Source organism: Vreelandella neptunia (assembly GCF_000712975.1).
Lineage (GTDB): Bacteria > Pseudomonadota > Gammaproteobacteria > Pseudomonadales > Halomonadaceae > Vreelandella > Vreelandella qaidamensis.
The window spans coordinates 1-26,343 of record NZ_JHQL01000005.1 but is presented as its reverse complement, the minus strand read 5'-3'; the positions used below and the strand labels follow the sequence as shown (position 1 = coordinate 26,343).

The following is a 26,343-nucleotide window of genomic DNA, read 5'->3' as shown; positions in this document are numbered from 1 at the left end:
AGCGCCTAGAATGGTGACGAGTCAAAACGACCCAAGCGAAAAGACAAGTAGATATTAATGTTAAAGGAAGTCGCCGTGAATCCGGTAAAAAAAACGTTTCAATACGGTCGTAGCACCGTCACCCTAGAAACTGGGCGTATCGCTCGCCAAGCCACTGGCGCCGTTATGGTGACCATGGATGAAACTGTCGTACTGTGTACGGTTGTGGCCAAGAAAGAAGCGAATCCTAATCAGCCCTTCTTCCCGCTCTCGGTACACTACCAAGAGAAAACCTATGCAGTGGGTAAAATTCCCGGCGGCTTCTTTAAGCGTGAAGGGCGTCCTACTGAGAAAGAGACCCTTACCTCGCGTCTGATTGATCGCCCGATTCGTCCGCTGTTTCCTAAAGGGTTTATGAATGAAGTACAGATAATCTGTACTGTGCTATCGACGGATCGTAATCATGACCCAGATATTGCGGCACTACTGGGCACCTCGGCAGCGTTGGGGATTGCAGGTGTGCCGTTTAACGGCCCAATTGGCGCAGCGCGCGTTGGCTTTAATGAAGAGCAGGGTTACTTCCTCAACCCCACCGTTGAAGAGCTGACCACCTCTGAGCTGGATATGGTGGTTGCCGGTACCGAAAACGCCGTATTGATGGTGGAATCGGAAGCCCAAGAACTGCTTGAAGACGAAATGCTCGGTGCCGTGCTGTTTGGTCACCAGGAAATGCAGGTTGCCGTTAGCGCGATTAAAGAGCTGGTCGCGGAAGCGGGCAAGCCGCGCTGGGACTGGCAGCCAGCTGCAGAAAATGTCGCGCTGAAAACGGCCATTGCCGACGCTTTTGAAGCCAAAGTGGGTGATGCTTATCGCATTACTGACAAAATGGCGCGTCAAGATGCGCTGTCAGCGCTGAAAGATGACGCTGTCGCGCAGCTAGTAGCTGCTGAAGGTGAAGAAGAGACAGAAGGCAAGTTCAGTAAAGATGACGTGAAAGGTGCGTTTTCTGCCCTTGAGAAGCGCGTTGTGCGTTCTCGCGTCGTAAAAGGCGAGCCACGTATTGATGGCCGCGACAACACCACAGTACGCCCGCTGGCAATCGAAGTCGGCGTACTACCTAAGACCCATGGTTCAGCAGTATTTACCCGTGGCGAGACCCAGGCAATCGCGATTGCTACCTTGGGCACCCTGCGTGACTCACAGCTAATCGAGTCTCTGGAAGGCGAGCGTAAAGACCGCTTTATGCTGCACTACAACTTCCCTCCCTACTGCGTTGGTGAAGCTGGCTTCTTTGGCGGGCCAAAGCGTCGTGAAATTGGCCATGGTCGCTTAGCACGCCGCGGCGTTCAGGCGATGCTGCCATCAGAAGACGTCTTCCCCTATACCATCCGTGTGGTATCGGAAATCACTGAATCTAACGGTTCTAGCTCCATGGCGTCAGTGTGCGGTTCCTCACTCGCGCTGATGGATGCTGGTGTGCCGTTAAAAGCACCGGTGGCAGGTATTGCCATGGGCTTAGTGAAAGATGAAGACGGCTATGCGGTATTGACCGACATCTTGGGTGACGAAGATCACCTGGGCGATATGGACTTCAAAGTTGCTGGTTCTGAAGAGGGCGTTACTGCTCTGCAGATGGACATTAAGATTGAAGGCATCAATGAAGAGATCATGGAAAAGGCGCTACAGCAGGCCTATGACGCCCGCATTAGTATCCTTGCTCAGATGAATGACGTTATTAGCCAAAGCCGTACCGATGTGTCAGAAAACGCGCCGTCCATGGCGACGATCAAAATCGCTCCGGACAAGATTCGTGACGTGATCGGTAAAGGCGGCGCAACAATCCGCAAAATTTGCGAAGATACCGGTGCCTCTATTGATCTGGATGATGACGGCACTGTACGCATCTACGCAGAAGACAAAGCGGCAGCCAAAAAAGCCATTGATACTGTGCTGGCAATTACCGCAGAAGCGGAAATTGGCAAGCTTTACAATGGCAAAGTAGTTCGTATTGCGGACTTTGGCGCTTTCGTCAACATCATGCCGGGCACTGACGGCCTGGTTCACATCTCGCAAATTGTTGCTGAGCGCGTTAACAACGTGCGCGATTTCTTAAATGAAGGCGATGATGTGATTGTGAAAGTGTTGGATATCGACAACCGCAACCGAGTGAAGCTCTCAATTAAAGAGATCACTGAGGAAGAGAAAGCAGCGTTCGCCGCTGCCGAGGCGGACGTCGCTAACTAAAGCGATATAGACGTAACGACCGCCCCCGCAGCTTCCAGTTGCGGGGGCGGTGTCGTTTTATAGGCAGTATAGGAAAAGAGAAGAGAGCCATGGAGCAGGAGCAAGCGCCGCGCTGGTGGGCGGTGGTGGCCGTAATGATCGGCATTTTTTTATTGGTGACGGCTGAGCAATTGCCTATCGGGCTATTGTCACAGGTAGCTTCCTCGATGGGCGTCACGCCAGGTATGGCGGGCCTGATGGTGACCGTTCCTGGTGTGGTGGCTGCTTTCTCAGCACCGCTGTTGCCGGTAGCGGTGGGCCGGTTAGATAGACGCATCATGCTCACCTTGATGATGATTGTGATGGTGATTGGCAGCGCACTTTCAGCTGTGGCCAGCAATTTTGGGTTACTACTGGCAGCTCGTGTGTTGGTGGGTATTAGTATCGGTGGTTTTTGGGCCATAGCGGGAAGCATTGCCCCAAGGCTAGTGCCCAGCGATCAGGTTGCCAAGGCCATGACGATTATTTTCGGTGGTGTAGCCGCCGCGTCAGTATTGGGGGTGCCGTTAGGCACATTGCTAGGGGACCTGAGCAACTGGCGAGTAGCCTTTGGGGCGTTGGGTGGGCTAAGCCTGTTAACCGCCATTGCACTATGGTGTTGGCTACCACCACTGCCGCCAAGAGAGCCAGTACGATTGCGTATGTTAGCGCAGCAGTTTAGCAACCGAGGTGTGCGAGTCGCGGTGTTAACCACGGGGTTTGTGGTGGTGGGGCACTTTGCTGCTTATACCTTTATCAGCCCCATTCTTCAGGAGATTAGCGGCGTAGCTCAGCGTCATGTTGGCAGTTTACTGTTGCTATACGGGGCGGCCGGCATCCTGGGTAATGTCGCGGCAGGTATCTTTGCTGGGCGTCACCCTTATCGGGCGGTATTGGCCATTCCTAGCCTTTTATTGTTAGTTGTGGCTATTTTCCCGCTACTGGGTGTTCAACCTACCAGCGGCGTACTGCTGCTAATGATATGGGGGGCTGTTTTTGGCAGCGTGTCAGTCAGTATTCAAACCTGGATTATACGTACGGCACCTAATACCGAGGCTGCTACCGCGCTGATGGCATTTACCTTTAATATGTCGATTGGTTTAGGGGCAATGTTTGGTGGGCGTATCGTCGATGGCACCAGCTTGCCAATTGCTATGTGGGCGGCATCGGTACTGTTTTTGCTTGGGGCTATACTGGTATGGCGAACGCCTTCGAGCATTGTAGGAGAGAAACGTCGCTAGCCCTTAAAAAAAGCCGTAAAAAATAAGCTATTAAAAATGCCCCCGCTAAGTAGCGGGGGCATGACGTTTAAGCGCACTAAACGTGGGGCTTAGGGACGTTCAATCGCTAGTGCAACACCTTGGCCACCGCCAATACACAGGGTGGCAAGACCTTTTTTGGCATCACGCGCAATCATTTCATGCAGCAGGCTGACCAAGATGCGGCAGCCAGAGGCCCCAATCGGGTGACCGAGGGCAATCGCACCGCCGTTAACATTCACCTTGCTGACATCCCAGCCTAGCTCTTTATTAACGGAAAGTGCCTGGGCGGCAAAAGCTTCGTTAGCTTCTACTAGGTCTAGGTCATCTAAGCTCCAGCCCGCTTTTTCGAGGCAGCGGCGAGTGGCCGGTGCCGGGCCAATGCCCATGATCGCGGGATCAACTCCAGCGTTAGAGTAAGCAGCAATACGCGCCAGTGGCTCTAAGCCAAGTTCTTTGGCCTTTTCTGCTGAGCAGAGCATAACGACAGCGGCGCCATCGTTTAAAGATGAGGCGTTACCGGCGGTAACGGTACCGTCTTTCTTGAACGCGGGGCGCATACCGCCGAGTTTTTCTGCGGTTACTTCCCGTGGGTTTTCGTCAGTATCAAACACCACTGGATCGCCTTTGCGCTGCGGAATTTCCACAGGAACGATCTGGCCTTTGAATTTACCGTCGCGAATAGCTTGAGCGGCTTTTTGCTGAGAGGCCGCTGCGAACTCGTCCATCGCTTCGCGAGTGATGCTGTATTTTTCCGCTAGGTTTTCCGCGGTAATCCCCATGTGATAGTTGTTGAACGCATCCCACAGGCCATCGTGAACCATGGAATCAATCGCTTTCCAGTCGCCCATACGTTGGCCGTTACGCGAGTTGGGCAGGATGTGGGGGGACGCAGACATGTTTTCCTGTCCACCTGCGAGAATAACGCTGGCGTCACCGCAACGGATTGCCTGGGTAGCCAAGTGTAGGGCCTTGAGGCCTGAACCACATACTTTGTTGATCGTCATGGCTGGAACGGCATCAGGCAGGCCAGCTTTGATAGCTGCTTGGCGGGCCGGGTTTTGGCCGACGCCAGCGGTTAGCACTTGGCCTAGCAGTACTTCATCAATTTGCTCTGGGGCAACACCGGTAGAGGCGAGAATGTCTTTAATAACCAGTGCACCTAAATCGCTTGCTGGAATACCGGCGAGTGATCCACCAAAGCTTCCTACGGCGGTGCGGCGAGCGGCGACAATAACCACGTCTTGCATATGATGACTCCTTGGGTAAGTAACGCAACGTTCTGAGTGAGGATAGAAAGGCCAATGAGGCGCTGCCTACCCATTGTTATTAGCATGTTGTGTCAAACTTATCTATCAGCATAGGGGAAGGTTGTGCGTTGCGGCAATACGCTTTTTAGGCAAAAAAAACGGGCCGATCAACGGCCCGTTAAATAGGTGCTTATAAATAGGTGCTTACTCAACTGTTTAAGTTACGCTAACTGAACAGGAATCGCGTTGCTGGTGTGGCTAACGTGGTTGCCTTCTTGCAGATAAACAAGCGCCGGCTGATGGTTTTCAAGCTCTGCTTCGGAGTAGTGGGCGTAACTGCAAATAATGATTCGATGTCCTGGCGCAGCTAAATGTGCGGCTGCGCCATTAATAGAAATTAGTCGAGAGCCTTCCTCGCCACGAATCGCGTAGGTGGTGAAGCGTTCGCCGTTTTCTACATTATAGATTTGGATCTGCTCGTTTTCGCGAATACCGGCCATATCCAATAGGTCGCCGTCGATGGCACAGGAACCTTCGTAATTGAGTACCGCGTGGGTAACGCGAGCCATATGCAGCTTGGCTTTAAGCATAATCGTGTGCATAGAAACTCCTAAATAACGTAACTAGCCTACTGGCTAGCATCAGTGGCAGCGCTTGGCAGCTGCACGCTGAGATTGTCAATAAGTCGGGCAGAGCCGAGTTTCGCTGCCGCTAGCAGCATGGCACTGCGAGTTGAACTGCTGACTGCAGCAAGTGTTGCATCACGCAGCTCAAGGTAATCAGGCGTAAAGCCAGCATCATACAGGGCTGTTCTACCCTGTTGTAGTACTTGTTCGACAGGGGTTCCATGCTCTAATGCATCGCGTAGCTCGCATAAGGTGCGATATAGCAGGGGGGCCTTCACACGCTCATACTCGCTTAAATAACCATTACGAGAGGAGAGTGCTAGACCGTCATCGGCGCGCACAATCGGTACACCGATAATGTCGATCGGCATGTGTAGGTCACTCACTAACTTTCGAATGACCGCTAGTTGCTGATAATCTTTTTCGCCGAAACAGGCGACATCTGGCTGCACCAAGTTAAACAGCATGCTGACTACGGTAGAAACGCCATCAAAGTGTCCTGGGCGTGAGCCACCGCAGAGTCCTTCACCTACCTCAGGCACATGTACACGGGTCTGAGCGGCTAAGCCATTAGGGTAAAGCGCACTGACCGTAGGAGCGAAAAGAATATCGCAGCCTGTTTCTGTTAACTGTGCCTGATCTGCTTCAAACGTACGTGGGTAGGCATCTAAGTCTTCACCTGGGCCAAATTGCATCGGGTTCACGAACAGGCTTGAAACAACGATATCCGCGTGTTGGCGGGCCGTGGTCACAAGTGCCAGATGGCCTTGGTGGAGATTGCCCATCGTGGGCACTAAAGCAATACGTCGCCCCTGCTGACGATGCTCGCGGAGCGTGCTGCGTAATTCATTGATATCTCTTAACGTGCGCATAAAGGGATCGCTGTTGTTCCGGGTGGCACTTAAAAACAGTGCTCAGCTGCTGGAAAAGCACGTGTCTTAACCGCTTCATGGTAGTGTTTGAACGCCTCTTGAATGCTGTCGGCGTCGACCATAAAGTTTTTGACGAAGCGCGGTGTACGGCCATGAGTGACGCCTAATACGTCGTGCATCACTAGAATCTGACCATCGGTATCCGGGCCGGCACCAATGCCGATAACGGGTACGTCCAGCGCGTCTGTTACCGCTTTACCGAGGCTGGCTGGCACACACTCCAGTAGAATCACGGAAGCGCCTGCCTCAACGAGTACTTTGGCATCGTTGATGATCTGTTCCGCATGGGCCGCTTCGCGGCCTTGCACTTTATAACCGCCTAACTGGTAGACCGTTTGTGGGGTTAGCCCCAAGTGGGCGCATACTGGAACACCGCGGCGGGTCATTTCACGGATACCGTCGGCCATCCATGCTTCGCCTTCAACTTTTACCAGTTCAGCGCCTGCACGCATTAATGCAGCAGAATCTTCTAACATGCGTTCCGTGGTAGCGTTGCTCATAAACGGCAAATCCACCATTAGCAGGCTATGGCCTTTACCACGCGCTGCACAGCGCGTGTGGTAGCAGATATCCTCAATGGTCACGGGAAGCGTACTGCTGTGCCCTTGTAAGACCATGCCCAAGGAATCGCCGACTAGCAGAACATCGATTCCTGCAGCGCTGGCGGCATGAGCAAAAGAAGCATCGTAAGCGGTCAGGCAACTGAACGTTTCGCCGGCGCGCTTAAACGCCTGCAGAGTGCTCAGGGTGACGGTTTTCATGGCGTGCTCTCGTAGTGTCTAAGTGGGCCGATGCGACGTGGGCAGCCGACCATTATTAACGTTGCATCCTTGCAAGCGTGAAGTGGCGTAGCTGGCAATTGTTACCTGAATGGGGGCTTGGTGTCGAGATTTGTGTCAGACGGTAGCAGTAGCGGTGACATCTGCCTCGCTCAACCGTTGTATATCGCATTGCTCAAGATGTTTTAGCCACTCGGTAAGCGGCTGTTGGTAAAGCAGTATTGGCTCAGAGTGCGTAGCTGACACCAGTTCTTCAAGAGGCGCTAGTACAAAGGCGCGTTCATGCATATGAGGATGAGGAACTTGGAGCCTAGGGTGCAAGATCGTACTTTGACCGTAAAGCAGCAGGTCCAAATCCAGCGTGCGCGGCCCCCAGTGACGCAGCCGCCGACGGCGGTGTCGCTGTTCTAGTCCTTGCAGCTGGTCAAGCAGTGCTAGTGGCGAAAGCGAGGTTTCAAGGGCTGCCACGGCATTAATAAAGTCGGGCTGATCTTGTGGCCCTATTGGCCGCGTTGCGTACAAGGACGATTGAGTCACAAGCTGGCAAAGCGGCAGTTCGTTAAGCTCTCGCAAGGCTTGGCAAACATGAGCAACAGGATTATCCAGATTGCTGCCTAGACCAATATAAGCAAGCGACATTGCGTTCTCACTGCTCTGTTTTACGCGGTTTACGGCGTTTTTTACGGCGACGGTCGCCTTGGCTTGCCGGATCACTACCCACTTTTTGTAGAAGCCGAAGCTGTTCGTGTTCATCGCCTTGTTGGAAGGCGTTCCACCAATCACCTAAACCACGCGGTATTTCGCCCGCTTGTTCACGTAATAGCAGCAGGTCATAGGCAGCTCGGAAGCGTGGATGTTCGCGAGTTTGAAATGCCCGCTTGCCACGTCGAAGAGGAAGGCGTGCTTGTAACTCCCAAATATCGCGCATAGGCATGCCAAAGCGCTTGGGTATCGAAATATGCTGTAACTGACGTGTAACTACCTGCTGCGCAGCGGTTTGCAACGCTGGAATCGAGGGCATGCCTTCTCGCTCAAGCTCTGCTTGGCGGTGCGCCACTGGTGCCCACAAAAAAGCGGCTAGCAGGAAGGCGGGCGTGACTGGCCGTCCTTCTGCAATCCGCTTGTCGGTGTTGGTGAGCGCTTGTTCTATCAGATCTTCAGCCCAGGCCGCATCCGCCATGGCTTCTTCCGCTTCGGGAAACAGCATGCCAAACAAGTTGTAATGGCTTAATAAGCGGAAGGTAATTAGGCCATGTCCCGACATGAATAACTTAAGCACTTCATCAAACAAACGGGCGGGCGGAATTTGCAGTAACAACGGTGCCAAATCATACATCGGCTCTTCGGTAGAAGGCTCAATGGTGAAATCAAGCTTGGCTGCAAAGCGCACTGCGCGCAGCATGCGCACTGGGTCTTCTCGGTAACGGGTAACGGGGTCGCCAATCAGACGCAGGGTACGCGACTCAATATCACGCGCGCCGTTAGCAAAGTCATGAATCGTGAAATCAGCGATATTGTAGTACAGCGCATTTACGGTGAAGTCGCGGCGTAGAGCGTCTTCTTCGATGCTGCCCCATACATTGTCTCGCAACAGCAGACCGTCATCAGACTGCTGGGCGATATGATCGCCGTGCTCGTCCTGTGGTTTACCCCGAAAGGTCGTGACTTCAATGACTTCGCGGCCAAAGCGCACATGCACAATGCGAAAGCGCCTACCAATCAGCCGCGAATTGCGGAACAGATCGCGCACCTGCTCCGGCGTTGCATTTGTGGCAACATCGAAATCTTTCGGCATTTTGCCCAGCAATGCGTCACGAATACAGCCACCGACCAGATAGGCATCAAAACCAGCGCCATTGAGGCGGTAGAGTACCTTTAACGCGGCCTCACTGATTTGCTGACGAGAAACTGGGTGCTCGGAGCGCGGAATAATACGGGGACTGAGCGCATCAGCGGCGCTCTCTGGGGAATCGAGCAGGGATTTCAAGTGCTCTCCCGGGCTATGTAGTAAACGGGTAAATCCTTTAAACATGCGGCGATATCGACTCGCAAGGTATCGAAAACAGTATCGATAAACGGTATCGAGAAACGTAGCGAAAAAATGACCGCATGGTTCGCGGTAAGTTGCTGAGTGTAGCCGACCCCTTGAGGCTTGCAAAGCACTCGAATAGGGTTTGTAAAAGACGACTGCTTTAAACGCGGAAAGGGGAGGCTACAAGAGCCTCCCCTATAAAGCAGACAATCAGCGTCCATGCTGCTGTTTTTCTTCATGATGGCACATCGCCCTGAATACGCACCGCAGTCGGTAGGCGTAAGAACCAGTCTGATTCCGACCGCCTCGTATTCAAAACAATAATCCAACCGCGAACTTTTTCTCCCGGCGAATTGTTATTGGTTCCGGGGTGTACACACATGCTGCTATTATTTTTGTTTGAAAGCAGATTCTTTGTGTACGTCGCGTCCTTTTTGGGCACTTGCTGGCTGTTATTATTGTTCGCTGCGCTTATTCTTCTTAGCGCTAGCAAGGTATGAGACTCAAGCCTATTGTTTTTGTTTGTGCTGTTATCTCTACCTGGCCCTGTTGTTTTTGTTTTGGCTCAGGTTGGGGCGGTGTCGTATTGTTTTTGTTAGTGACGTCCGCGCTGCCCATTTTGTTCTTCTTACCCAGTAATATTGCACTTGCTGTGCCACTCATTGTTTATTCTTTTATTTTCATAGACTTGAAATTTATTGCCCATGACAAGGAACTAATCACAGCCGATAGTGTTACCCATTTTTAACCGATTCTGAGTGCGTGTTGTGTGGGAAGGTAACAGTGTCTAACGTGAGAATTCTGGATATTTCTTATGCAAATCAATCTATTGGACGTTAGTCGTAGAGAGAGTTGGTAGAGTGGTTTATCAGCAAGCTGTGCCGCCGCCTAAGTGGGGCGGCGCGCGGTTTTTTTACGTGGAATGCCTAGGCGCTGGCGCCTCTCCCATAAATTTTTACGACTGATCCCTAATTTTTGGGCTAATTCGGTTTCACTCATTTGATCCTGATGCTCTAGCACAAAATGCTGAAAATAGTCCTCAAGGGAGAGGTCGTCGTCGTCACCGTTTGGCGCTGACGATTCATTGGCTAATGTGGAGCCGTTACCTGTAGAGGAGTGAGGTCGGTTGGTAACAGGACCAAGGCCTAGGTCATCTGGGTGAATTAAATGGCCTTCAGCGAGAATCACGCCTCTTTCTAACGCATTTTCAAGCTCGCGAACGTTACCTGGCCAAGGGTAATCGCGTAGATCTTGTCGGGAGGCTCGTGACAAGCGAAGACCTTGGCGGTCATGACGCTTGCAGGCTTTATCTAGTAGGATATCGGCTATCTTCAACACGTCTTCTTCACGGTCACGCAGTGGTGGCAGTTCTATCTGCATAACATTGAGACGGTAGTAGAGATCAAGCCGAAATTCTCCGCTTTTTGACAGTGCGCGCAAATCCCTGTGAGTGGCGGCAATCAATCGCACATCTACATGGCGTGTTTCTACGGAGCCAATTTTACGGATTTCGCCCTCTTGCAGCACTCGCAGTAGCCGCGCCTGGGCATCTAGCGGTAATTCACCAATTTCATCTAAAAACAGCGTGCCACCGTCGGCAGCTTCGACTAGCCCCGTTCGGGCAGCGCTAGCGCCGGTAAACGCTCCCTTCTCATGCCCAAACAGTTCTGACTCAATTAGCGTCTCAGGTATTGCCGCGCAGTTGACACAAATTAGCGGTGCTTTTGCGCGCTTGCTTTGCTGATGGATGGCACGAGCAACAAGTTCTTTACCTGTGCCAGACTCTCCTTGAATTAGTACGGTAACGTCTGCGGGGGCGGTCTTACGAATGCGGGTATAAACCTGCTGCATAGCGGTGCAATCGCCAATCATGGTTTGGCGACCACCCCCTTCATCGGTGATGTCTGGCGGCGTGCCTTGTTGCATCGACTGTTTGTGTAGAATGCGTTCGACGGTTTCTAACAGCTCGGTGTGATCAAACGGCTTAGCAACATAGTCCACAGCCCCTTGCTTAAGCGCATCGACTGCTGAGCGCATGCTGGCATAGCTTGTCATAATGAGTACTGGCGCGGGTGCAGCGGCCTCAATTAGTGCGGTGCCAGGATCACCGGGCAGTCGCAAATCGCTAATCACTAGATCAAATTCGCTAGGAGCCAGCTCACGTGCCTCTTCTGCGCTGGCCGCTTCGCTGACGATATAGCGGTGACGTTCGAGTAGACGCTTTAACGCGCTGCGAATAATCGCTTCATCTTCAACAATCAGTATCCTGGGCATGAGGTAGGTGATCATCCTGTTGGTAAAGCGGTAGCCAAAGCGTAATGGCAGTGCCGCGAGGCTTTCCTGGAGGCGGTGACGCCACCTCTATTTTGCCTTGGTGCTCATTGATAATTTGATAAGCCAACGAGAGCCCAAGCCCAGTTCCTTGGCCTGCAGGCTTGGTCGTGGTGAACGGCTCAAAAAGGCGATGTTTCACGCTAGGGTCAATCCCGTGGCCACTATCGGTAACCCGCCACCACGCATGGCTTGCCTGTTTGCCTGCTTCAATATGCACCGTGCCCTGAGCGTCGCAAGCGTCTTTGGCGTTGCTCAGTAAGTTGACCATGACCTGGGTTAAACGCTGGGCATCGCCACGTACCACGATGTCATCCGGGCAAGCGTTGGTAAAGCTTACATCCTCTCCCGAGCGCGCTAAATGGATCAAGTGCAGCGCATCTGCACTAATGGTGGAAAGCGAGGCAGGAGAGGTTGGCAGTGGCAAGGTCTGTCGGCCACCATGGGCAAATCCAACCAGTGAGTTCACGATTTTGGTAACCCGCTGGGTTAACTGTTGAATTTGGTCGGCCGTTTCCAGCAGTGCAGGATCATCCGTGTCATAACGTAGATTTTGCGCCAGCGATGAAATTCCGGTAATGGGGTTGCCGATTTCATGCGCCACGCCCGCTGCAAGTTGTCCTATAGATGCCAAGCGCGCTGCGTGTACAAGCTCCTCTTCTAGCCACTTCATTTCCGTATGGTCTTCCACCAGAATCACGCTGCCGCCACGGCTGTCGTGGCCGCTTAACACCGCTTTATGCAGGGTGAGGAAGTAATCCTTGCCATGCAGCGATACCGCTTGTTTATACAGCGGTGTTTGACTGGCATTAAGCACGCTTCCCAGCAAATTAGGCCAGGGTGAAGGCAGGCTGTCGCGGCGTGAGCCAATCACGCTATCGCCGCTAATTCCGGAAAGTAGCGATAGCGCCTGATTCCACATTAATAGTTCATCATCGTCGCCTAGCACGCACAAACCTACGGGCAGATAGGCAAGCGTTTGCCGGTGATGACGGCGCAAGCCATCCAACTCCCGAGCCAGTCCAGTGAGCCGCGAACGATAGGCTTCAAGGCGGCTTTCAACAAAATGAATATCGTCAGTGACGGGCGCATCGTCATGGCGATAGGGCAAGTAGCGATCAACAATATCCCTTGCGACAGAAGGCCCCATTAAACCAGATAAGTTCGCCTGAATCCGATCGCGCAGGCGGCGTAGGGCATAGGGGCGGCGCTCTTGGGGTGTTAGGTTTAGCGCTGTGAGTGCGCGGTCAACTTCGCGGCTGGCAGCCTCATCACCCAGCGCTTGGGCAAGATACGTGGAAAAATCTCCCGCTGTTGCTGCTTCCAGTGGTAGGCGTTTTGAACGAATGACGGCATCGACGGAGCACGCTTCCGCCGCAGAGCGCTCGCCTTCTGAAATGCGGGTAAATAGCGACACAATGATCAGCAGTAAAATATTAACTGCCAGAGAAACCAGCGTAACGTTGTACCAAAGTGGCGCGTTCACGGACATCAGCGGGGTTAGAGATAGTGAGAACGTGGGGATATCAAATAGTAGCGGCAGCCATAGACCCCACAGCCAAATGATGATGCCTCCCATTAGCCCAGCAATCATGCCCTTACGGTTCGCGCCGGGCCAGTACAGCAATGCCAGCATGCCGGGTAGGCACTGTGCCATGCCGACAAACGCAGCAAGCCCCAGGTTTGTCAGCGAGTGGTACCGGCCGACGCTTTCTGCAAATAGCCATCCGCCTGCAATCACAGCAACGACTAATCCGCGACGTAGCCATAATAGCCAGCCATATAAGTCGCTGCGTGCTTCCGGTGGGCGCGCCACAAGTACCACATGGTTGAGCACCATGCCCGAAAGAGCCAGTGCAATCATCATCATGGTGCCGCTGGCGGCGGCTAGGCCACCGATAAAGGCTAAGGCGCCCACCCACCAGTGTTCTGACATCAAAAAGGCAGCGTAGGCCGCGACGGGAATTGTCTCGTTTACTGATTGGGCGGCCCACCAGATTAAGGGTACTGGAAGCGCCATCAGCATGAGAAACAGCGGTAGTGTCCAGCTGGCTTGAAGTAGGGTGTGGCGAGACAGACTTTCTGCAAAGGTAATCTGAAACAAGTGCGGCATCATGAACGCGGCGGCAAAGAATAGTAGTAACAGCGTGCGCCACTGCGGGGCTTCGAGTTGGGGCGTTGCGGCTTGAACAGCGGCTCCTGGTCCTTCTAACCACTGCTGTAAACCGCTTGGCCCGTCAAACACCCACCAGAGAGCAATGGCACCTAGCCCTAGCATCGCCAGTAGTTTGATGATTGATTCAAACGCAATCACGCTGAGGAGTGTGTCGTGACGATGACGGTGGCTATGTCGCGCTCCAAATAGCACCGCGCAACCTGCAATCACGCCGCAGAATAACAGAGTGACCGCCGCGCTGTAGCGGCTACCGGTGAGTAAGAAGACGGCATCGCTTAAGGTCTGCACCTGTATTCCCAGCAGCGGCATCACCGCTAACAGGCTGATCAAGGTTACCAGGGTGCCCGCCCAGCGGGACCGGTAGCGAAATGCAAATAGATCCGCAAGCGAAGAGAGTTGGTAGGTGCGGGTGATGCGTTGTATGGGTACCAGTAGAACAGGGGCTAGCAAAAAAGCTCCGGCTGCGCCTAGGTAATACGCTAAATAACCAAACCCTGCTTTTGCCGCAAGTTCCACACTGCCATAAATTGCCCACGCGCTGGCGTATACGCCTAGTGCTAGGGTATACACAATAGGGTGGCGGGTAATGCGTACGGGCACCCAGCCACGCTCAACGGCCATGCCGCAGGCAAATAGTAAGGACAGATACCCTAAGCCCAGTAGCACAACCCCCAACAGCTCAACGCTCATCTAACTTCCTTTTTTGCTCAAGCCATAGCGTTAGCGCAATCAGACCGCCCCAAATAGCAAACGGGCGATACCAGGCAACGCTTGGATCTCCCCAGCCGTCCATCAACAACGGCGAAAGCAAATATCCGCCAAAAACTAAAAACAGCATAATCCGATAAACGTACATATTAAGGCTCTAATTAATAACGGCGATGGGCGTTGGCAACGAGCCGTTCAACAGACCAATGTGCCATTGCCCAGCGTAGCTGCGTTTCTGGCGACTCTTGAGCCAGTGTGTCAGGTGGCGCTTGATCGAGTAGTTGCAGTGCTTTAAACAGCTGTTGGCGAATACCGGCAGGATCTTCGGCTAATGCAGGAGCCAGATTTTGTTTAGAGAGCTTTTGGCCATCGTGCGTAACCACGAGCGGTAAATGCAGGTAGCGAGGTATTGGTAAGCCAAGCGCTTCTTGTAACTGGCCTTGCCATGGTGTGTTATCAAGCAGGTCATAGCCGCGTACTATGTCGGTAATGCCTTGATCTGCGTCATCCACGACGACAGCAAGCTGATAAGCCCACAGCTGATCTTTTCGTTTGAGTACAACATCACCCAAAGCGTTAGGGTCGAACTGTTGGAAACCAAAAAGCCGATCCTGCCAAGTAATTGGGCGCTTTGCCAGATCGCTGCGCAGTCGCCAAGCAACCGGCTTGGTAGGATCGCTTAACCCCTCACGGCACCACCCAGGATAAACGGAAAATGCCTGCCACTGTTTGCGTGAACAGCTGCATGGGTAAGCTAAGCCTTTGGCCACCAGTTCATCAAGCGCCTGCTGGTAAGCCTCATAACGGTTATGTTGCCAGCGAATTTCTTCATCCCAATGAAGCCCAAAGGCATTAAGCTGACGTAGAATTGTATCGCCAGCGCCAGGGGGGCAGCGTGGAGGATCACTATCCTCGATACGAACCAGCCACTGGCCGCCTACAGCGCGGGCATCTAAGTAGCTGCCTAGAGCGGCAACGAGCGAGCCAAGATGAAGCGGCCCTGACGGTGTGGGAGCAAAGCGGCCCCGGTAGTACGAGGTATGGGTCATGACAGCCCGAATTGGTTGTTCAATTAGCGCTAGCAGTTAACAATGATGATAGGTATAGAGATAAAGGCAAGATGACAAACAAAAACGGACACCTCAAGGGTGCCCGTTGGACGCTTTAGCTTGCAACAAACTAGCTTGTAATAAACTAGCAGCTTGTAGCGTATTAGCGTCGATGGTTAGCCACCGAGCTGTTTTTCTTTTAGCTCTGCCAACGTTTTGCAGTCAACGCATAGCGTTGCTGTGGGCCGGGCTTCAAGACGGCGAATACCGATTTCAACGCCACAGGCTTCACAGAAACCGTAGTCGTCTTCATCGATTTTTTCGATGGTTTCGTTGATCTTTTTTAACAACTTGCGTTCGCGATCCCGAGTACGCAGCTCCAGGCTGAAGCCCTCTTCTTGAGTCGCGCGGTCAGCGGGGTCGGCGTAGTTGTTAGCGTCTTCTTGCAGGTGGCGTACGGTACGATCCACCTCTTCCATGAGATCCTGTTTCCAGTCTAGAAGGAGCTGGCGGAAGTGCGCGAGCTGCTTCTCGTTCATATACTCTTCGCCCGGTGCTGGCTCATACGGGGTGAAGGACTTGGACGCTTCCGGTTTCTTTTCCGCTACTGGCATGGGAGTGCCCCTTACGTATGTGACTGCTGATCGACCATGAGCGTGTGCCACGATCGCACGCCAAAGGGATGCTTGTTTAGCTGAAAACTGCGCGCGATGCAAGCATAATAGTGCATTTTCGACCATGGTCTCGCCTCTTGTGCGGCCTGCGTCATGTTTTTTCTACTGTTAAGTGAAGGAACCGTTATGGGTTGGAATTCACGTGTGAATCACGTTGCGCCTTTTCGTGTGATGCATTTATTAGAAATGGCCCAGGCCCGAGAGGCTGAAGGCCACGATGTAATTCACCTGGAGGTTGGTGAGCCTGATTTTTCGACGCCAGCACCGATTGTCGAGGCGGGCCAACAAGCGTTGGCCTCTGGGAAAACCCGTTATACACCAGCGGCAGGGCTAGCGTCGCTGCGGGAAGCCATTGCAGGCCATTACGCCGAGCATTTTAATGCCCATGTTGATCCCGCACGTATTCTGGTAACTCCAGGGGCCTCTGGTGCGCTGCTGCTGGCTAGTCAATTACTGGTCGAAACAGGTGACCGCGTGTTGATGGCTGACCCTAACTATCCGTGCAATCGTCACTTTATGGCCCTAGCCGGCGCAGATATTGATGCTATTCCCGTGGGACGCCAAAGTGGTTGGCAGTTAACGGCGCCGCTGATTGAACAGCACTGGCAAGCTAAAACGTGCTTAGCCATGCTGGCCTCTCCGTCTAATCCGACGGGACACACGTTAGGCGCTGAGGCCTTAACCGCAGTATTTAACACCGTTGCTGCGAAAGGCGGTGAGGTGATTGTTGATGAGATTTATCAAGGCCTAAATTATGATGATGCGCCGCTATCGGCGACATCACTGTCTGACCAAGCCTTTGTGGTTAACAGCTTCTCAAAATATTTCGGTATGACGGGCTGGCGCTTGGGGTGGTTGGTGGCACCTGAACATGCTGTCGAGCCGCTTACCAGACTGGCGCAAAACGTCTTTCTTGCCGCGCCTACGCCTTCCCAGCATGCGGCGTTAGCTGCCTTTACTCCCCTGTGTCGAGACATTCTTGAAGCGCGCAGAGCAACGCTCAAGCAGCGACGCCAAGTTTTGTTGGATGGGCTAGCGCGGCTGGGGCTTGCGCCAGATATGCCGCCCCAAGGGGCATTTTATCTGTGGTTGGATATTTCCCATTATAGCCGTGACAGCCAAGCGTTCTGTGAACGACTGCTGGTAGAGGAGAACGTGGCGATTACCCCAGGCATTGATTTTGCGGTAGAGGGTGGTGAGCACCATGTACGCATCGCCTTTACTAACAGCGTTGAACGCTTGCAAGAAGCCGTAGAACGCATAGGTCGTTTCGTGAGCCGACTATGACGACTTATCCTGAGTTGGTGCCAGGAGTGCTGTTGCGTCGTTACAAGCGCTTTCTAGCCGATGTGCAGCTGGAGAGTGGAGAGGAAGTGGTTGCCCACTGCCCCAATACCGGATCGATGAAGGCGGTGAATGTGCCTGGTTGTCGAGTGTGGCTGTCGCCGAGTGATAACCCCAAACGCAAGCTGGTTTGGACCTGGGAATGGATTGAGTTGCCGCAGCCAGATGGCTCCCTAGCCCTGGCTTCTGTTCACACCGGTCGCGCCAACCGCATCGTGGAAGAAGCAATTTTAGTCGGTGACATTACCCCCTTGGCAGGCTATCAAACGCTTAAACGGGAAGTGAAGGTTAGTGATGCACGGCTTGATTTCCGGCTGAGCGATCCTGATAAGGGCGAGGCTTTTATTGAAGTTAAGCAGGTCACCCTTAAAGAAGCCGATGGTCATGGTTATTTCCCTGACTCGGTCAGCGTGAGGGGCACTAAGCATTTGCATACATTAACTGCGCTTGCCGAGCAGGGTAAAAGGGCCGTTCTGCTATTTTGTGTTGCCCATGAAGGCATTCACGATGTAGCTCCAGCGGCCCATATTGATCCCATCTATGCGGTAGCGCTAGCTGAAGCGGTAGACGCTGGGGTGGAGGTGCTAGCTTACGGTGTTACGCTGGATTGGAAAGCAGGAGTGCCGGTAGCGGTGCGCCTAGCGCGGCCGCTACCGATGCGAATTTAACGCTCAATATAAAAACGCTGAATAAAGCTGACCCGTTCAGGGCTGGCATTGCGGTCGTAGCGAACGTCCAAGTTAAATCGCATGGGTTCATCGTGACGAAGAGCAAAAGTGGCTAAATGATACGTGGCATCGCCGTCGTGTACCGTGCGAAAGCTTAGCGATTCTTGGGCATCGGCAAGACCTGTCACATGCCCTTGCACGCTGGCATTAACGGCGCGGGTGCCACCATCCTCTTGGCGCTCGCGTACGCTCACATTAACCAGCCCGTGTCCTGCGCTGCGCTGAATGCCGTGCGCTTGGGCAACTTCTGGGGTAAGAAAACTAGTGGCCACGGCGCTGTAATGGATTTCGTAGTCACCTATCCGTGTTAGCTGCTCGGCTGCCGTATGGGCGGCGAGGAGCAGCGAGAAAAGCATTGTGACAAGTAAGGTAGTGCTGCGTAACACTTGATAAACCATGGCAGGCTTCCTCTGTTAGATAGCGTTAGCGGGACGACGTAGGCTAAATTAGCGGCGGCGCACCCTAAAAATGGCAATCTCACCGAACAGGTTAGGCCACCACTTTGATGTCCAGTGCCCTTTGTGATCACCAACCCCTACCGCGCGGTCAACAATCACTAATCCTTTTTCACGGCACAGATGCTCGAAATCGTTAAAGGTGGAGAGGTGGATGTTGGGCGTGTCATACCAAGCATGAGGCAGAGATTTAGAGACCGGCATATAGCCACGTAGGCCAAGATGAATGCGGTGGCGCCAATAAGCAAAATTAGGAAAAGTGATAATGCCTTCTTCTGCAACGCGCAGCATTTCATCGAGCATTTTATCCGGACGACGTAGCGCCTGAAGCGCTTGCGTCATAATGACTTGATCATAGCTGTTGTCGCAGAAACTACCCAGGCCATCATCGAGGTTATGCTCAATAACGTTCACGCCCCTGGCGACACACTGTGTAATGCCGTCGGGGTCGATCTCTAAACCGTAGCCAGTAACACTTTTTTCCTGAGCTAAACGTTCAAGTAGGGCACCATCGCCGCAGGCTAGATCCAGCACGTGTGCGCCCTGTGGCACCCAGTCGTAAATCAGTTCAAGATCTGCGCGCATTACACTCTCTCCTCCCCAGCTGTTTCGACGATATTCAGCTCTCGGGCTACGCGACTCATAAAAGCGCTGAACAGGGCGTGGTAGCGCGGTTCGGGTAGTAAGAACGCATCATGTCCGTGAGGTGAGTCAATATTGGCATAGCTAACGGGCTTGCCTGCGCGGGTAAGTGCATCGACGAGTTCTCGAGAGCGAGAAGGCGGGAAACGCCAGTCAGTGGTGAAGCTAACCACCAGAAAGGGACACTGCGCCGGTGCTAGCGCGTTGGCTAAGTCGCCTGCCTGAGTAGCTGCGGGGTCAAAGTAGTCAAGGGCTTTCGTCATCAACAGATAGGTGTTTGCGTCAAAGGCGGTAGAGAACGTATCGCCCTGATAGCGTAAGTACGACTCCACCTGAAACTCGACATCAAACCCAAAGTTTAGATCGTTGCTGCGTAAGTCTCGGCCAAATTTACTGCCCATGGCATCTTCAGAGAGATAGGTAATGTGGCCCACCATACGGGCTAGTTTCAAGCCGCGTTTGGGAACCGTGTCGTGCTCTGCATACCAACCGTCGAAGAACTCTGGGTCAGAACGAATTGCCTGACGAGCCACTTCATTAAAGGCAATATTTTGCGCGGAAAGCCGGGGGGTGGCGGCAATCACTACTGCATTGGCCACACGCTCAGGATAAGTCATTGTCCACTGAAGCACCTGCATGCCCCCCAGGCTACCGCCCACTGCTGCAGCCCAGCGCTCAATACCCAAACGGTCGGCTAAGCGAGCTTGGCTGGCTACCCAGTCACTGACGGTGACCATAGGGAAATCTGGTCCCCACTGGCGCCCTGTTTCAGGGTTGTGGCTAACGGGACCTGTGCTGCCATGGCAGCCCCCCAGGTTGTTTAACGACACAACAAAGAAACGATTGGTATCGATCGATTTTCCGGGGCCGATATGGGCATCCCACCAGCCTGGCTTGCGGTCTTCGGCTCCATGGTAACCCGCTGCATGGTGGTGCCCTGATAACGCATGGCAAATCAATACAGCGTTACTGCGCGCTGCGTTAAGTGTGCCGTAGGTTTCGTAGATAAGTTCGTACTCAGGCAGCACTTTGCCACAGGCAAGCGGAAGCGGCGTATCAAATTTCGCTACATGGGGTGTGACGAGACCGACGGAGTCCGTCGGCCGGTCTGCAAAAGCGAGAGTGTCTGAATCAGGCATCGAAAGCGCTAGTCCTGCAAAAAATAAATCCTGCTAAAAGGAACCCAAGGGGGAGGGTGCGCGGTTAAAGTCCAACCAACGCGCCAGAGATGCCGGCAGCGCGTATCAATGCCCCCACCACTAAGCCATCCACTAAGTTAATCGCAATAAACACCACGATGGGTGATAAGTCGATCATGCCCAATGGCGGAATAACTTTCCGAACAGGTGCCATAATGGGTTCGACTAACTGCATCACCAACAGTGCACCTGGGTGACTAGCATTCGGCGCTACCCAGCTCAAAATGATCATCACAATCATGGCAAAGAAATAGATCTTTAATATGGCATTGGCTAGCGCAGCAATGCCCGCGATCAGCAAGCCAGGAATAGGCGGCATACCAACGCCAATCACCATAAAAATGGCCACCATACTAACCACTTTCAGCACAAAGCCAGCGGCTAGCGTGGCAAGGTCAAAGCGACCAGCCACAGGACCCAAGAAGCCTTGAAACAGCCCCACGACAGGCTGGGTGATTTTAACCACTGATTGGCTAAGCGGGTTGTAATAATCGGCCCGCGATGCCTGCAGCAAAAAGCGCAGCATCAGTAAGAATAAGTAAATATTAATTAACGAGTTAACGAGCATTAACCCGGCACTGCCCACTTGACTACCCATTGCTGCCTCTCCGTTGCAAAGTTGCGTATTTAGTTGGCGCTCAGTTCCTTGGACATGGCGTCTGCGCGTTGGGCACAGGCTTGCATAGCGTCGGCGATGGTAGCGCGTAGCTGTGCATCTTCCATATGCTGAATTGCTCGTTCTGTTGTGCCACCGGGCGACATAACATTTTGTTTAAGTGTGGCTGGGTCTTTATCGCTGCGCTGGGCCATGGTAGCGGCGCCTAGCGCCGTTTGAATAGCTAGACGTCGCGCCGTGGCAGCAGGCAGGCCAAGTTTGACAGCGGCTTCTTCCATCGCCTCAAACATTAAAAAGAAATAAGCCGGCGCGCTGCCTGAAACGGCCGTAACGGCGTCAAGCAGGCGCTCTTCTTCGACCCACTCAACAATGCCAACGGCTTCCATAAGCTGTGTTGCTAGCGCGCGCTGTTCCTCACTCACCGCGCTATTAGCATATAAGCCGCTAGCACCGATGCCGACTAATGAGGGGGTGTTGGGCATGCAGCGAACCAGCGCGTTCTGGCCGCCTAGCCACTGATCAATGGTGGCTGCATCTAAACCTGCGGCAATGGAAATAATCAGTGGCGCTTGTTGTTGCACACTATCGCGCATTGCTTCACATACACCGCGCATAATCTGTGGTTTTACCGCAAGTACTACCACGTCAGCGTTTGCAATGGCTGCGTTGTTATCGGTATTAGTGTTAATTCCTAAACGCGCTTTAAGGGGCGCTAACTCACTTTCGCTAGGGGCGGTGGCCGTGATGTCGCTAGGAGACACACCACTATCGATGAGGCCGCCGATAATGGCGCTGGCCATGTTGCCTGCGCCAATGAAGGTAATCTTGCTCGCCATGTGGGTATCCTTTTTTCGCAAAAAAGCTGCATTGGGCAGCATGGGGTGTCAGTCGTGGTAACGCTCTTTCAAGCACGCTACTGAGCAATACGCTGTGTGCTACGTGCGCCAAAGATCGCGGTTCCCAAACGTACCAGCGTTGCGCCTTCTAAAACAGCGGCTTCTAGGTCGTCGCTCATCCCCATTGATAGCGTATCCAAGGGGGCGTTAGGTAGTGCTGCCTGAAGGTCTTTCAAAAGTTGGCGCAATGCTGCAAGTGGTACCCGCTGCTCTTCAAGGCTGTTGGCTGGAGCAGGAATTGCCATGAGCCCACGCAGTTTAATATGTGGCAGGGTGGCTACTTCGTTTGCAAGAGACATGACTTCATCAGGCATTACACCCGATTTCGAGTCCTCGCGGCTAATATTGACTTGCAAGCAAATATTGAGCGGAGGTAAATGCTTCGGGCGTTGTTCACTAAGCCGTTTGGCGATTTTTAAGCGGTCAACGCTATGCACCCAGGCGAAGTTCTCTGCCACTGCGCGTGTTTTGTTGGACTGTAGTGGACCAATAAAATGCCACACAATAGCCTCTAAATCAGCCAGCTCAGCTTGTTTTTCAAGTGCTTCTTGTAAATAGTTTTCGCCGAATTCACGTTGCCCATGCTGCCAGGCTTGGCGAATCATGGCGGCGGGCTTTGTTTTACTAACGGCTAGCAGCGTTGCACTATTGAGGGGGCGTTCAGCCATTTTTAATGCGTTATTCAGGCGTTCGCGTGCCTGGTCGAGTGACGTGGGAAGCGCATTGTCTGTCATACTCAAGCACCTTACCGCTGCTGGGAAAAGAGAGATGGATATTACCGAACTGCTAGCATTCTCGGCAAAGCAGAATGCATCTGACCTGCACCTTTCTGCCGGTCTTCCTCCTATGATACGTGTTGATGGCGATATTCGTCGGCTTAATGTACCCGCGATGGACAATAGTGACGTTTGCCGCCTGATTTTTGACATTATGAATGAGCAGCAGCGTCGAGACTATGAAGAGCATTTAGAAGCCGATTTTTCATTTGAAGTATCCGGGGTTGCTCGGTTCCGTGTTAATGCATTTCATCAAGCTAGGGGGGCTGGCGCGGTGTTTCGTACTATTCCTAATGACGTGCTTTCAATGCGCACTTTGGGAATGGGAGACGTGTTCGAGCGACTGGCCATGCTGCCAAGGGGGTTAGTGTTGGTGACTGGGCCGACGGGCTCAGGCAAAAGCACCACACTGGCGGCCATGATTGATTATATTAACGACCACCGGTTTGAGCATATTTTAACCATCGAAGACCCTGTCGAGTTTGTGCATACCAGCAAGCGCTGTTTAATCAATCAGCGTGAAGTGCATCGGGATACGCGCAGCTTCACTGCTGCATTGCGCGGTGCGTTGCGTGAAGATCCGGATGTTATTTTGGTTGGCGAACTAAGGGATCTAGAAACTATTCGTCTGGCGCTGACGGCTGCTGAAACCGGCCACTTGGTGTTTGGTACGCTGCATACAACATCTGCGGCGAAAACGATTGACCGCATTGTCGATGTGTTTCCCGGCGAAGAGAAATCGATGGTGCGCTCAATGTTGTCTGAGTCGCTGCAGGCGGTAATCTCCCAGACATTATTAAAACGCCAGGGTGGCGGGCGTATCGCTGCGCATGAAATATTAATTGCCACTGCTGCAGTACGAAACTTAATCCGTGAAGATAAAGTGGCTCAAATTTACTCTGCTATTCAGACCGGAGGCAATCTTGGCATGCAAACGTTAAATGCATCGCTTGCGAAGCTTGTTAAAGAGGGTGTGGTGAGTATGGAAGATGCGCAAGCGCAGGCCAAAGGCACACTCGCGTTAAGCGATGACTAACATGCGTGTGCCATGTTGGGTAATGCTGACCCAGGTTAAGAGGCGTAAATGCCACCCAAAACCCGCGGACCGTTGGCGCCGGTGACGGAAGGTAAATTGCCGGGCAGGCCGTGTAAACGTTGATGGGCTAGCCAGGCAAAAGCACCTGCCTCGATCCAGTCTTCGGGCCATCCAAAGTCGGCAGAAGACTTAAACACCGCGTTAGGCAGCTGAGTTGCAAGTCTTGCCATTAAATACGTGTTGTGAGCACCGCCGCCGCAAGCCATTAATGTGATGTCATTGTGGCTTAACGGCAGTTGCTGGATTCCCTGGGTAACGCTTATCGCGGTTAGCTCTGCCAACGTTGCTTGTACGTCGTTAGCCATTTCATGGCCCGTTAACTGTTTTTCTAGCCACGCCAAGTGGAAAAGCTCCCTCCCGGTACTGCGCGGTGGCAATTGTTGAAAAAATGGCTCGCTAAGCAGGCGATTTAATAGCGCTTGGTCAACCTGTCCGCTAGCCGCCCATGCGCCATCGTGATCAAAACGTCCGTTGTGATGCTTTGCAAACCAGGTATCCAGCAGCACATTGGCAGGCCCTGTATCAAAACCAATCACAGAAATGTGGATGTCGCTGGGTAGCCACGTCAGATTGGCAAAGCCCCCTAGGTTTAAAACAAGCTGCTCACCTTCTTGGCGACCAAACAGAGCTTGATGGAAGGCTGGTGCTAACGGTGCGGCTTGTCCGCCTGCGGCTAAGTCTCGTCGGCGAAAGTCAGCCACCACGGTGCAGCCGGTTAACTCGGCCAGCAGGCTAGGGTTATCAAGCTGCAGCGTATAGGCGGGGCCACCATGATGGCCACTTGGAGCATGTTCGATAGTCTGACCGTGGCTACCGATGGCGTGAATGTGTTCAGCGGTGATGCCCTCTCGGTCCAACAGTGCTTTTACGGCGTCAGCTTGTAGCCTGCAAAATGCGCTTTCAGCTTGTGCAAGCTCTGCAAAGCTCACCCGCTCAGCATGGCACAGGGTTAATAATAGGTGATGGAGCGGCGGTGGCATTGGTGCCGCATGTGTAGCAATAAGCACAGGAGGTGAATCAGGCCCTATCGCAACCAGTGCGGCATCGACACCATCCAGGCTAGTGCCCGACATTAAGCCAATATAGTACGACGGCAGTGCAGTGGGGGGCATTTTCATAAAGCGGTTCATCCAAAACGTAGTGAAGGCTCAACCAGCGCGATAGGTCATGGTAACATCGCCTATTACTCAATAACTGACGCCTATAACGGCTATATATTACATGGAGAGAGGCAATGAGTGAGGTGGATCAGGCGTTAGCGCTACTGTCGCGAGGTACGCATGAAATCCTGGTAGAGGATGAGCTAAAGAAAAAGCTGGCGTCTGGCCGTAAGCTACGTATTAAAGCAGGGTTTGATCCGACAGCCCCTGATTTGCACCTGGGCCACAGTGTACTACTGACAAAAATGCGTCAGTTCCAGGATCTCGGCCACACGGTTATTTTTCTGATCGGCGATTTCACCGGACGTATAGGTGACCCCACGGGAAAGAACGTCACGCGCAAACCGCTCACCGAAGCTGATGTAAAGGCTAATGCCGAGACCTATAAAGAGCAGGTATTTAAAATCCTTGATCCCGAAAAGACTGAGGTGCGCTTTAACGCTGAATGGTTTGGTGAGCTAAGCGCCGCCAAAATGATTGAGCTAGCGGCGCAAAGCACGGTGGCACGGATGTTGGAACGTGATGACTTTGAAAAACGCTATAAGGCGAATCAATCAATCGCGATTCACGAGTTTCTCTACCCGCTCGTCCAAGGCTACGACTCTGTCGCGCTTGAAGCAGATGTTGAGCTTGGCGGCACCGATCAGAAATTTAACCTGCTGATGGGCCGGGAAATTCAAAAGCACTTCGGGCAAGAGCCTCAGGTTGTGATTACCATGCCGTTGCTCGAAGGGTTGGACGGCGTACAGAAGATGTCCAAGTCGTTGGGTAACTATGTAGGTGTCGATGAAGCGCCTGGCTCTATGTTCAATAAATTAGTATCGATGCCCGATAGTTTAATGTGGCGCTACTTTGAGCTGCTTTCTTTGAAATCCAACGAAGAGATTGAGGCACTCAAGCAAGGCGTAGAACAAGGGGCTAACCCGCGTGACGTGAAAATGGAGCTAGCCCGTGAGCTTATCGCTCGTTATCACGGAGAGGAAGCGGCCGCTAATGCGCACAAGTCAGCGGGTAATCAGTTAGCGGAAGGCGAGTTGCCGGAAGACCTGCCTGAAGTAGAGGTGGATTTTGAAGGCAATGAGCAGGCGCCTATCGCGGCAGTACTCAACCGCTCTGGCCTTACCAAGAACAGTGCCCAAGCCAAAGATATGTTGAAAAACGGTAGTGTGAAAGTAGATGGGGATGTTGTTGCCCAAGACACGATGCTGGCGACGGGTAGCGCCTACGTTATCCAGGCAGGTAAGAAACGTTATGCTCGTGTGACGCTTACCTAACGTTTTCGATAACTTTCTCAAAAAACCACTTGCCAAGACGGCAGCGAATCCGTAAAGTACGCATCCGCTGCCGGGGACGCACAGCGTTACCAGCGGTGAT

24 protein-coding genes are annotated in these 26,343 nt (G+C 52.9%); 6 read left to right on the top strand and 18 right to left on the bottom strand.

From position 1 onward, the window contains the following. Positions 1–57 precede the first annotated feature (57 nt). Positions 58–2,223, top strand: coding sequence for a polyribonucleotide nucleotidyltransferase (pnp, locus tag CR46_RS0114560; RefSeq protein WP_030074111.1), 2,166 nt, complete (start codon positions 58–60; stop codon positions 2,221–2,223). Between the two features lie 89 nt (positions 2,224–2,312). Next, positions 2,313–3,482 carry an MFS transporter gene (locus CR46_RS0114555; RefSeq protein ID WP_030074110.1) on the top strand — a complete coding sequence of 390 codons (1,170 nt, stop codon included), beginning with the start codon at positions 2,313–2,315 and terminating at the stop codon, positions 3,480–3,482. A gap of 89 nt (positions 3,483–3,571) precedes the next feature. Here the strand turns inward: CR46_RS0114555 and CR46_RS0114550 are convergent, their stop codons facing one another. The 11 genes from CR46_RS0114550 to dksA all read right to left on the bottom strand — a co-directional run bounded on the left by CR46_RS0114550 (position 3,572) and on the right by dksA (position 15,997). After that, entirely contained in the window at positions 3,572–4,750 is a 1,179-nt protein-coding gene (locus CR46_RS0114550) for an acetyl-CoA C-acetyltransferase (protein WP_030074109.1), read from the bottom strand. A 221-nt stretch (positions 4,751–4,971) separates the two neighbouring features. Further along, complete coding sequence (gene panD / locus CR46_RS0114545) at positions 4,972–5,352, bottom strand: aspartate 1-decarboxylase (protein ID WP_030074108.1); 381 nt, start codon at positions 5,350–5,352, stop codon at positions 4,972–4,974. 26 nt (positions 5,353–5,378) lie between these two features. Further along, positions 5,379–6,248 carry a pantoate--beta-alanine ligase gene (gene panC / locus CR46_RS0114540; protein WP_030074107.1) on the bottom strand — a complete coding sequence of 290 codons (870 nt, stop codon included), beginning with the start codon at positions 6,246–6,248 and terminating at the stop codon, positions 5,379–5,381. A 29-nt stretch (positions 6,249–6,277) separates the two neighbouring features. Beyond that, on the bottom strand, positions 6,278–7,069 hold the full coding sequence (gene panB / locus CR46_RS0114535; RefSeq protein ID WP_030074106.1) for a 3-methyl-2-oxobutanoate hydroxymethyltransferase: 792 nt from the start codon (positions 7,067–7,069) through the stop codon (positions 6,278–6,280). A gap of 135 nt (positions 7,070–7,204) precedes the next feature. Continuing rightward, positions 7,205–7,726: a 2-amino-4-hydroxy-6-hydroxymethyldihydropteridine diphosphokinase gene (gene folK, locus CR46_RS0114530; protein WP_030074105.1), complete on the bottom strand. Its 522-nt coding sequence runs from the start codon at positions 7,724–7,726 to the stop codon at positions 7,205–7,207. A 7-nt stretch (positions 7,727–7,733) separates the two neighbouring features. Next, positions 7,734–9,119, bottom strand: a complete 1,386-nt coding sequence (gene pcnB / locus CR46_RS0114525) for a polynucleotide adenylyltransferase PcnB (RefSeq protein ID WP_030074104.1) — start codon at positions 9,117–9,119, stop codon at positions 7,734–7,736. Positions 9,120–10,007: 888 nt separating this feature from the next. Then, on the bottom strand, positions 10,008–11,393 hold the full coding sequence (locus CR46_RS0114515; protein WP_030074103.1) for a sigma-54-dependent transcriptional regulator: 1,386 nt from the start codon (positions 11,391–11,393) through the stop codon (positions 10,008–10,010). Beyond that, positions 11,371–14,316, bottom strand: a complete 2,946-nt coding sequence (locus tag CR46_RS0114510) for an ATP-binding protein (RefSeq protein WP_030074102.1) — start codon at positions 14,314–14,316, stop codon at positions 11,371–11,373. Before CR46_RS0114510 ends, CR46_RS0114515 begins: the two co-directional genes overlap by 23 nt. Continuing rightward, positions 14,306–14,482, bottom strand: a complete 177-nt coding sequence (locus CR46_RS18470; RefSeq protein WP_030074101.1) for a hypothetical protein — start codon at positions 14,480–14,482, stop codon at positions 14,306–14,308. The genes CR46_RS0114510 and CR46_RS18470 overlap by 11 nt, the downstream gene beginning before the upstream one ends. Before the next feature lie 13 nt (positions 14,483–14,495). Continuing rightward, on the bottom strand, positions 14,496–15,383 hold the full coding sequence (gene gluQRS / locus CR46_RS0114500; protein ID WP_030074100.1) for a tRNA glutamyl-Q(34) synthetase GluQRS: 888 nt from the start codon (positions 15,381–15,383) through the stop codon (positions 14,496–14,498). A gap of 176 nt (positions 15,384–15,559) precedes the next feature. Further along, a complete protein-coding gene (gene dksA / locus CR46_RS0114495) occupies positions 15,560–15,997 on the bottom strand; it encodes an RNA polymerase-binding protein DksA (protein ID WP_009723720.1) in 438 nt (145 codons plus the stop codon). A 186-nt stretch (positions 15,998–16,183) separates the two neighbouring features. Between dksA and CR46_RS0114490 the strand changes: the two genes are divergently transcribed. Both CR46_RS0114490 and sfsA read left to right on the top strand, forming a co-directional pair. Then, positions 16,184–17,344 carry an aminotransferase class I/II-fold pyridoxal phosphate-dependent enzyme gene (locus CR46_RS0114490; RefSeq protein WP_030074099.1) on the top strand — a complete coding sequence of 387 codons (1,161 nt, stop codon included), beginning with the start codon at positions 16,184–16,186 and terminating at the stop codon, positions 17,342–17,344. Continuing rightward, positions 17,341–18,069: a DNA/RNA nuclease SfsA gene (sfsA, locus tag CR46_RS0114485; RefSeq protein ID WP_030074098.1), complete on the top strand. Its 729-nt coding sequence runs from the start codon at positions 17,341–17,343 to the stop codon at positions 18,067–18,069. The genes CR46_RS0114490 and sfsA overlap by 4 nt, the downstream gene beginning before the upstream one ends. On the opposite strand, the gene CR46_RS0114480 is transcribed toward sfsA, so the two are convergent. From CR46_RS0114480 to CR46_RS0114455, 6 genes are all read right to left on the bottom strand, one after another. Beyond that, on the bottom strand, positions 18,066–18,527 hold the full coding sequence (locus CR46_RS0114480; protein ID WP_030074097.1) for a DUF4426 domain-containing protein: 462 nt from the start codon (positions 18,525–18,527) through the stop codon (positions 18,066–18,068). The two genes, sfsA and CR46_RS0114480, sit on opposite strands and share 4 nt — an antisense overlap. Before the next feature lie 48 nt (positions 18,528–18,575). Continuing rightward, a complete protein-coding gene (gene metW / locus CR46_RS0114475; protein ID WP_030074096.1) occupies positions 18,576–19,169 on the bottom strand; it encodes a methionine biosynthesis protein MetW in 594 nt (197 codons plus the stop codon). After that, a complete protein-coding gene (metX, locus tag CR46_RS0114470; protein ID WP_030074095.1) occupies positions 19,169–20,365 on the bottom strand; it encodes a homoserine O-succinyltransferase MetX in 1,197 nt (398 codons plus the stop codon). Before metX ends, metW begins: the two co-directional genes overlap by 1 nt. A 64-nt stretch (positions 20,366–20,429) precedes the next feature. Then, on the bottom strand, positions 20,430–21,023 hold the full coding sequence (locus CR46_RS0114465) for a YggT family protein (protein WP_009723714.1): 594 nt from the start codon (positions 21,021–21,023) through the stop codon (positions 20,430–20,432). Between the two features lie 29 nt (positions 21,024–21,052). Beyond that, positions 21,053–21,877 carry a pyrroline-5-carboxylate reductase gene (gene proC, locus CR46_RS0114460; protein WP_030074094.1) on the bottom strand — a complete coding sequence of 275 codons (825 nt, stop codon included), beginning with the start codon at positions 21,875–21,877 and terminating at the stop codon, positions 21,053–21,055. A 77-nt stretch (positions 21,878–21,954) separates the two neighbouring features. After that, complete coding sequence (locus CR46_RS0114455) at positions 21,955–22,671, bottom strand: YggS family pyridoxal phosphate-dependent enzyme (protein WP_030074093.1); 717 nt, start codon at positions 22,669–22,671, stop codon at positions 21,955–21,957. 34 nt (positions 22,672–22,705) lie between these two features. On the opposite strand from CR46_RS0114455, the gene CR46_RS0114450 reads away from it, so the two are divergent. After that, positions 22,706–23,749 (top strand): type IV pilus twitching motility protein PilT, encoded by a 1,044-nt coding sequence (locus CR46_RS0114450; RefSeq protein WP_030074092.1) that lies wholly within the window; start codon positions 22,706–22,708, stop codon positions 23,747–23,749. A 35-nt stretch (positions 23,750–23,784) separates the two neighbouring features. Here the strand turns inward: CR46_RS0114450 and CR46_RS0114445 are convergent, their stop codons facing one another. Beyond that, positions 23,785–24,927: an anhydro-N-acetylmuramic acid kinase gene (locus tag CR46_RS0114445; protein WP_030074091.1), complete on the bottom strand. Its 1,143-nt coding sequence runs from the start codon at positions 24,925–24,927 to the stop codon at positions 23,785–23,787. A gap of 116 nt (positions 24,928–25,043) precedes the next feature. On the opposite strand from CR46_RS0114445, the gene tyrS reads away from it, so the two are divergent. Next, the gene (gene tyrS, locus CR46_RS0114440) at positions 25,044–26,243 is read left to right on the top strand and encodes a tyrosine--tRNA ligase (protein ID WP_030074089.1); all 1,200 of its coding nucleotides are present in this window, start codon (positions 25,044–25,046) and stop codon (positions 26,241–26,243) included. Positions 26,244–26,343 lie beyond the last annotated feature (100 nt).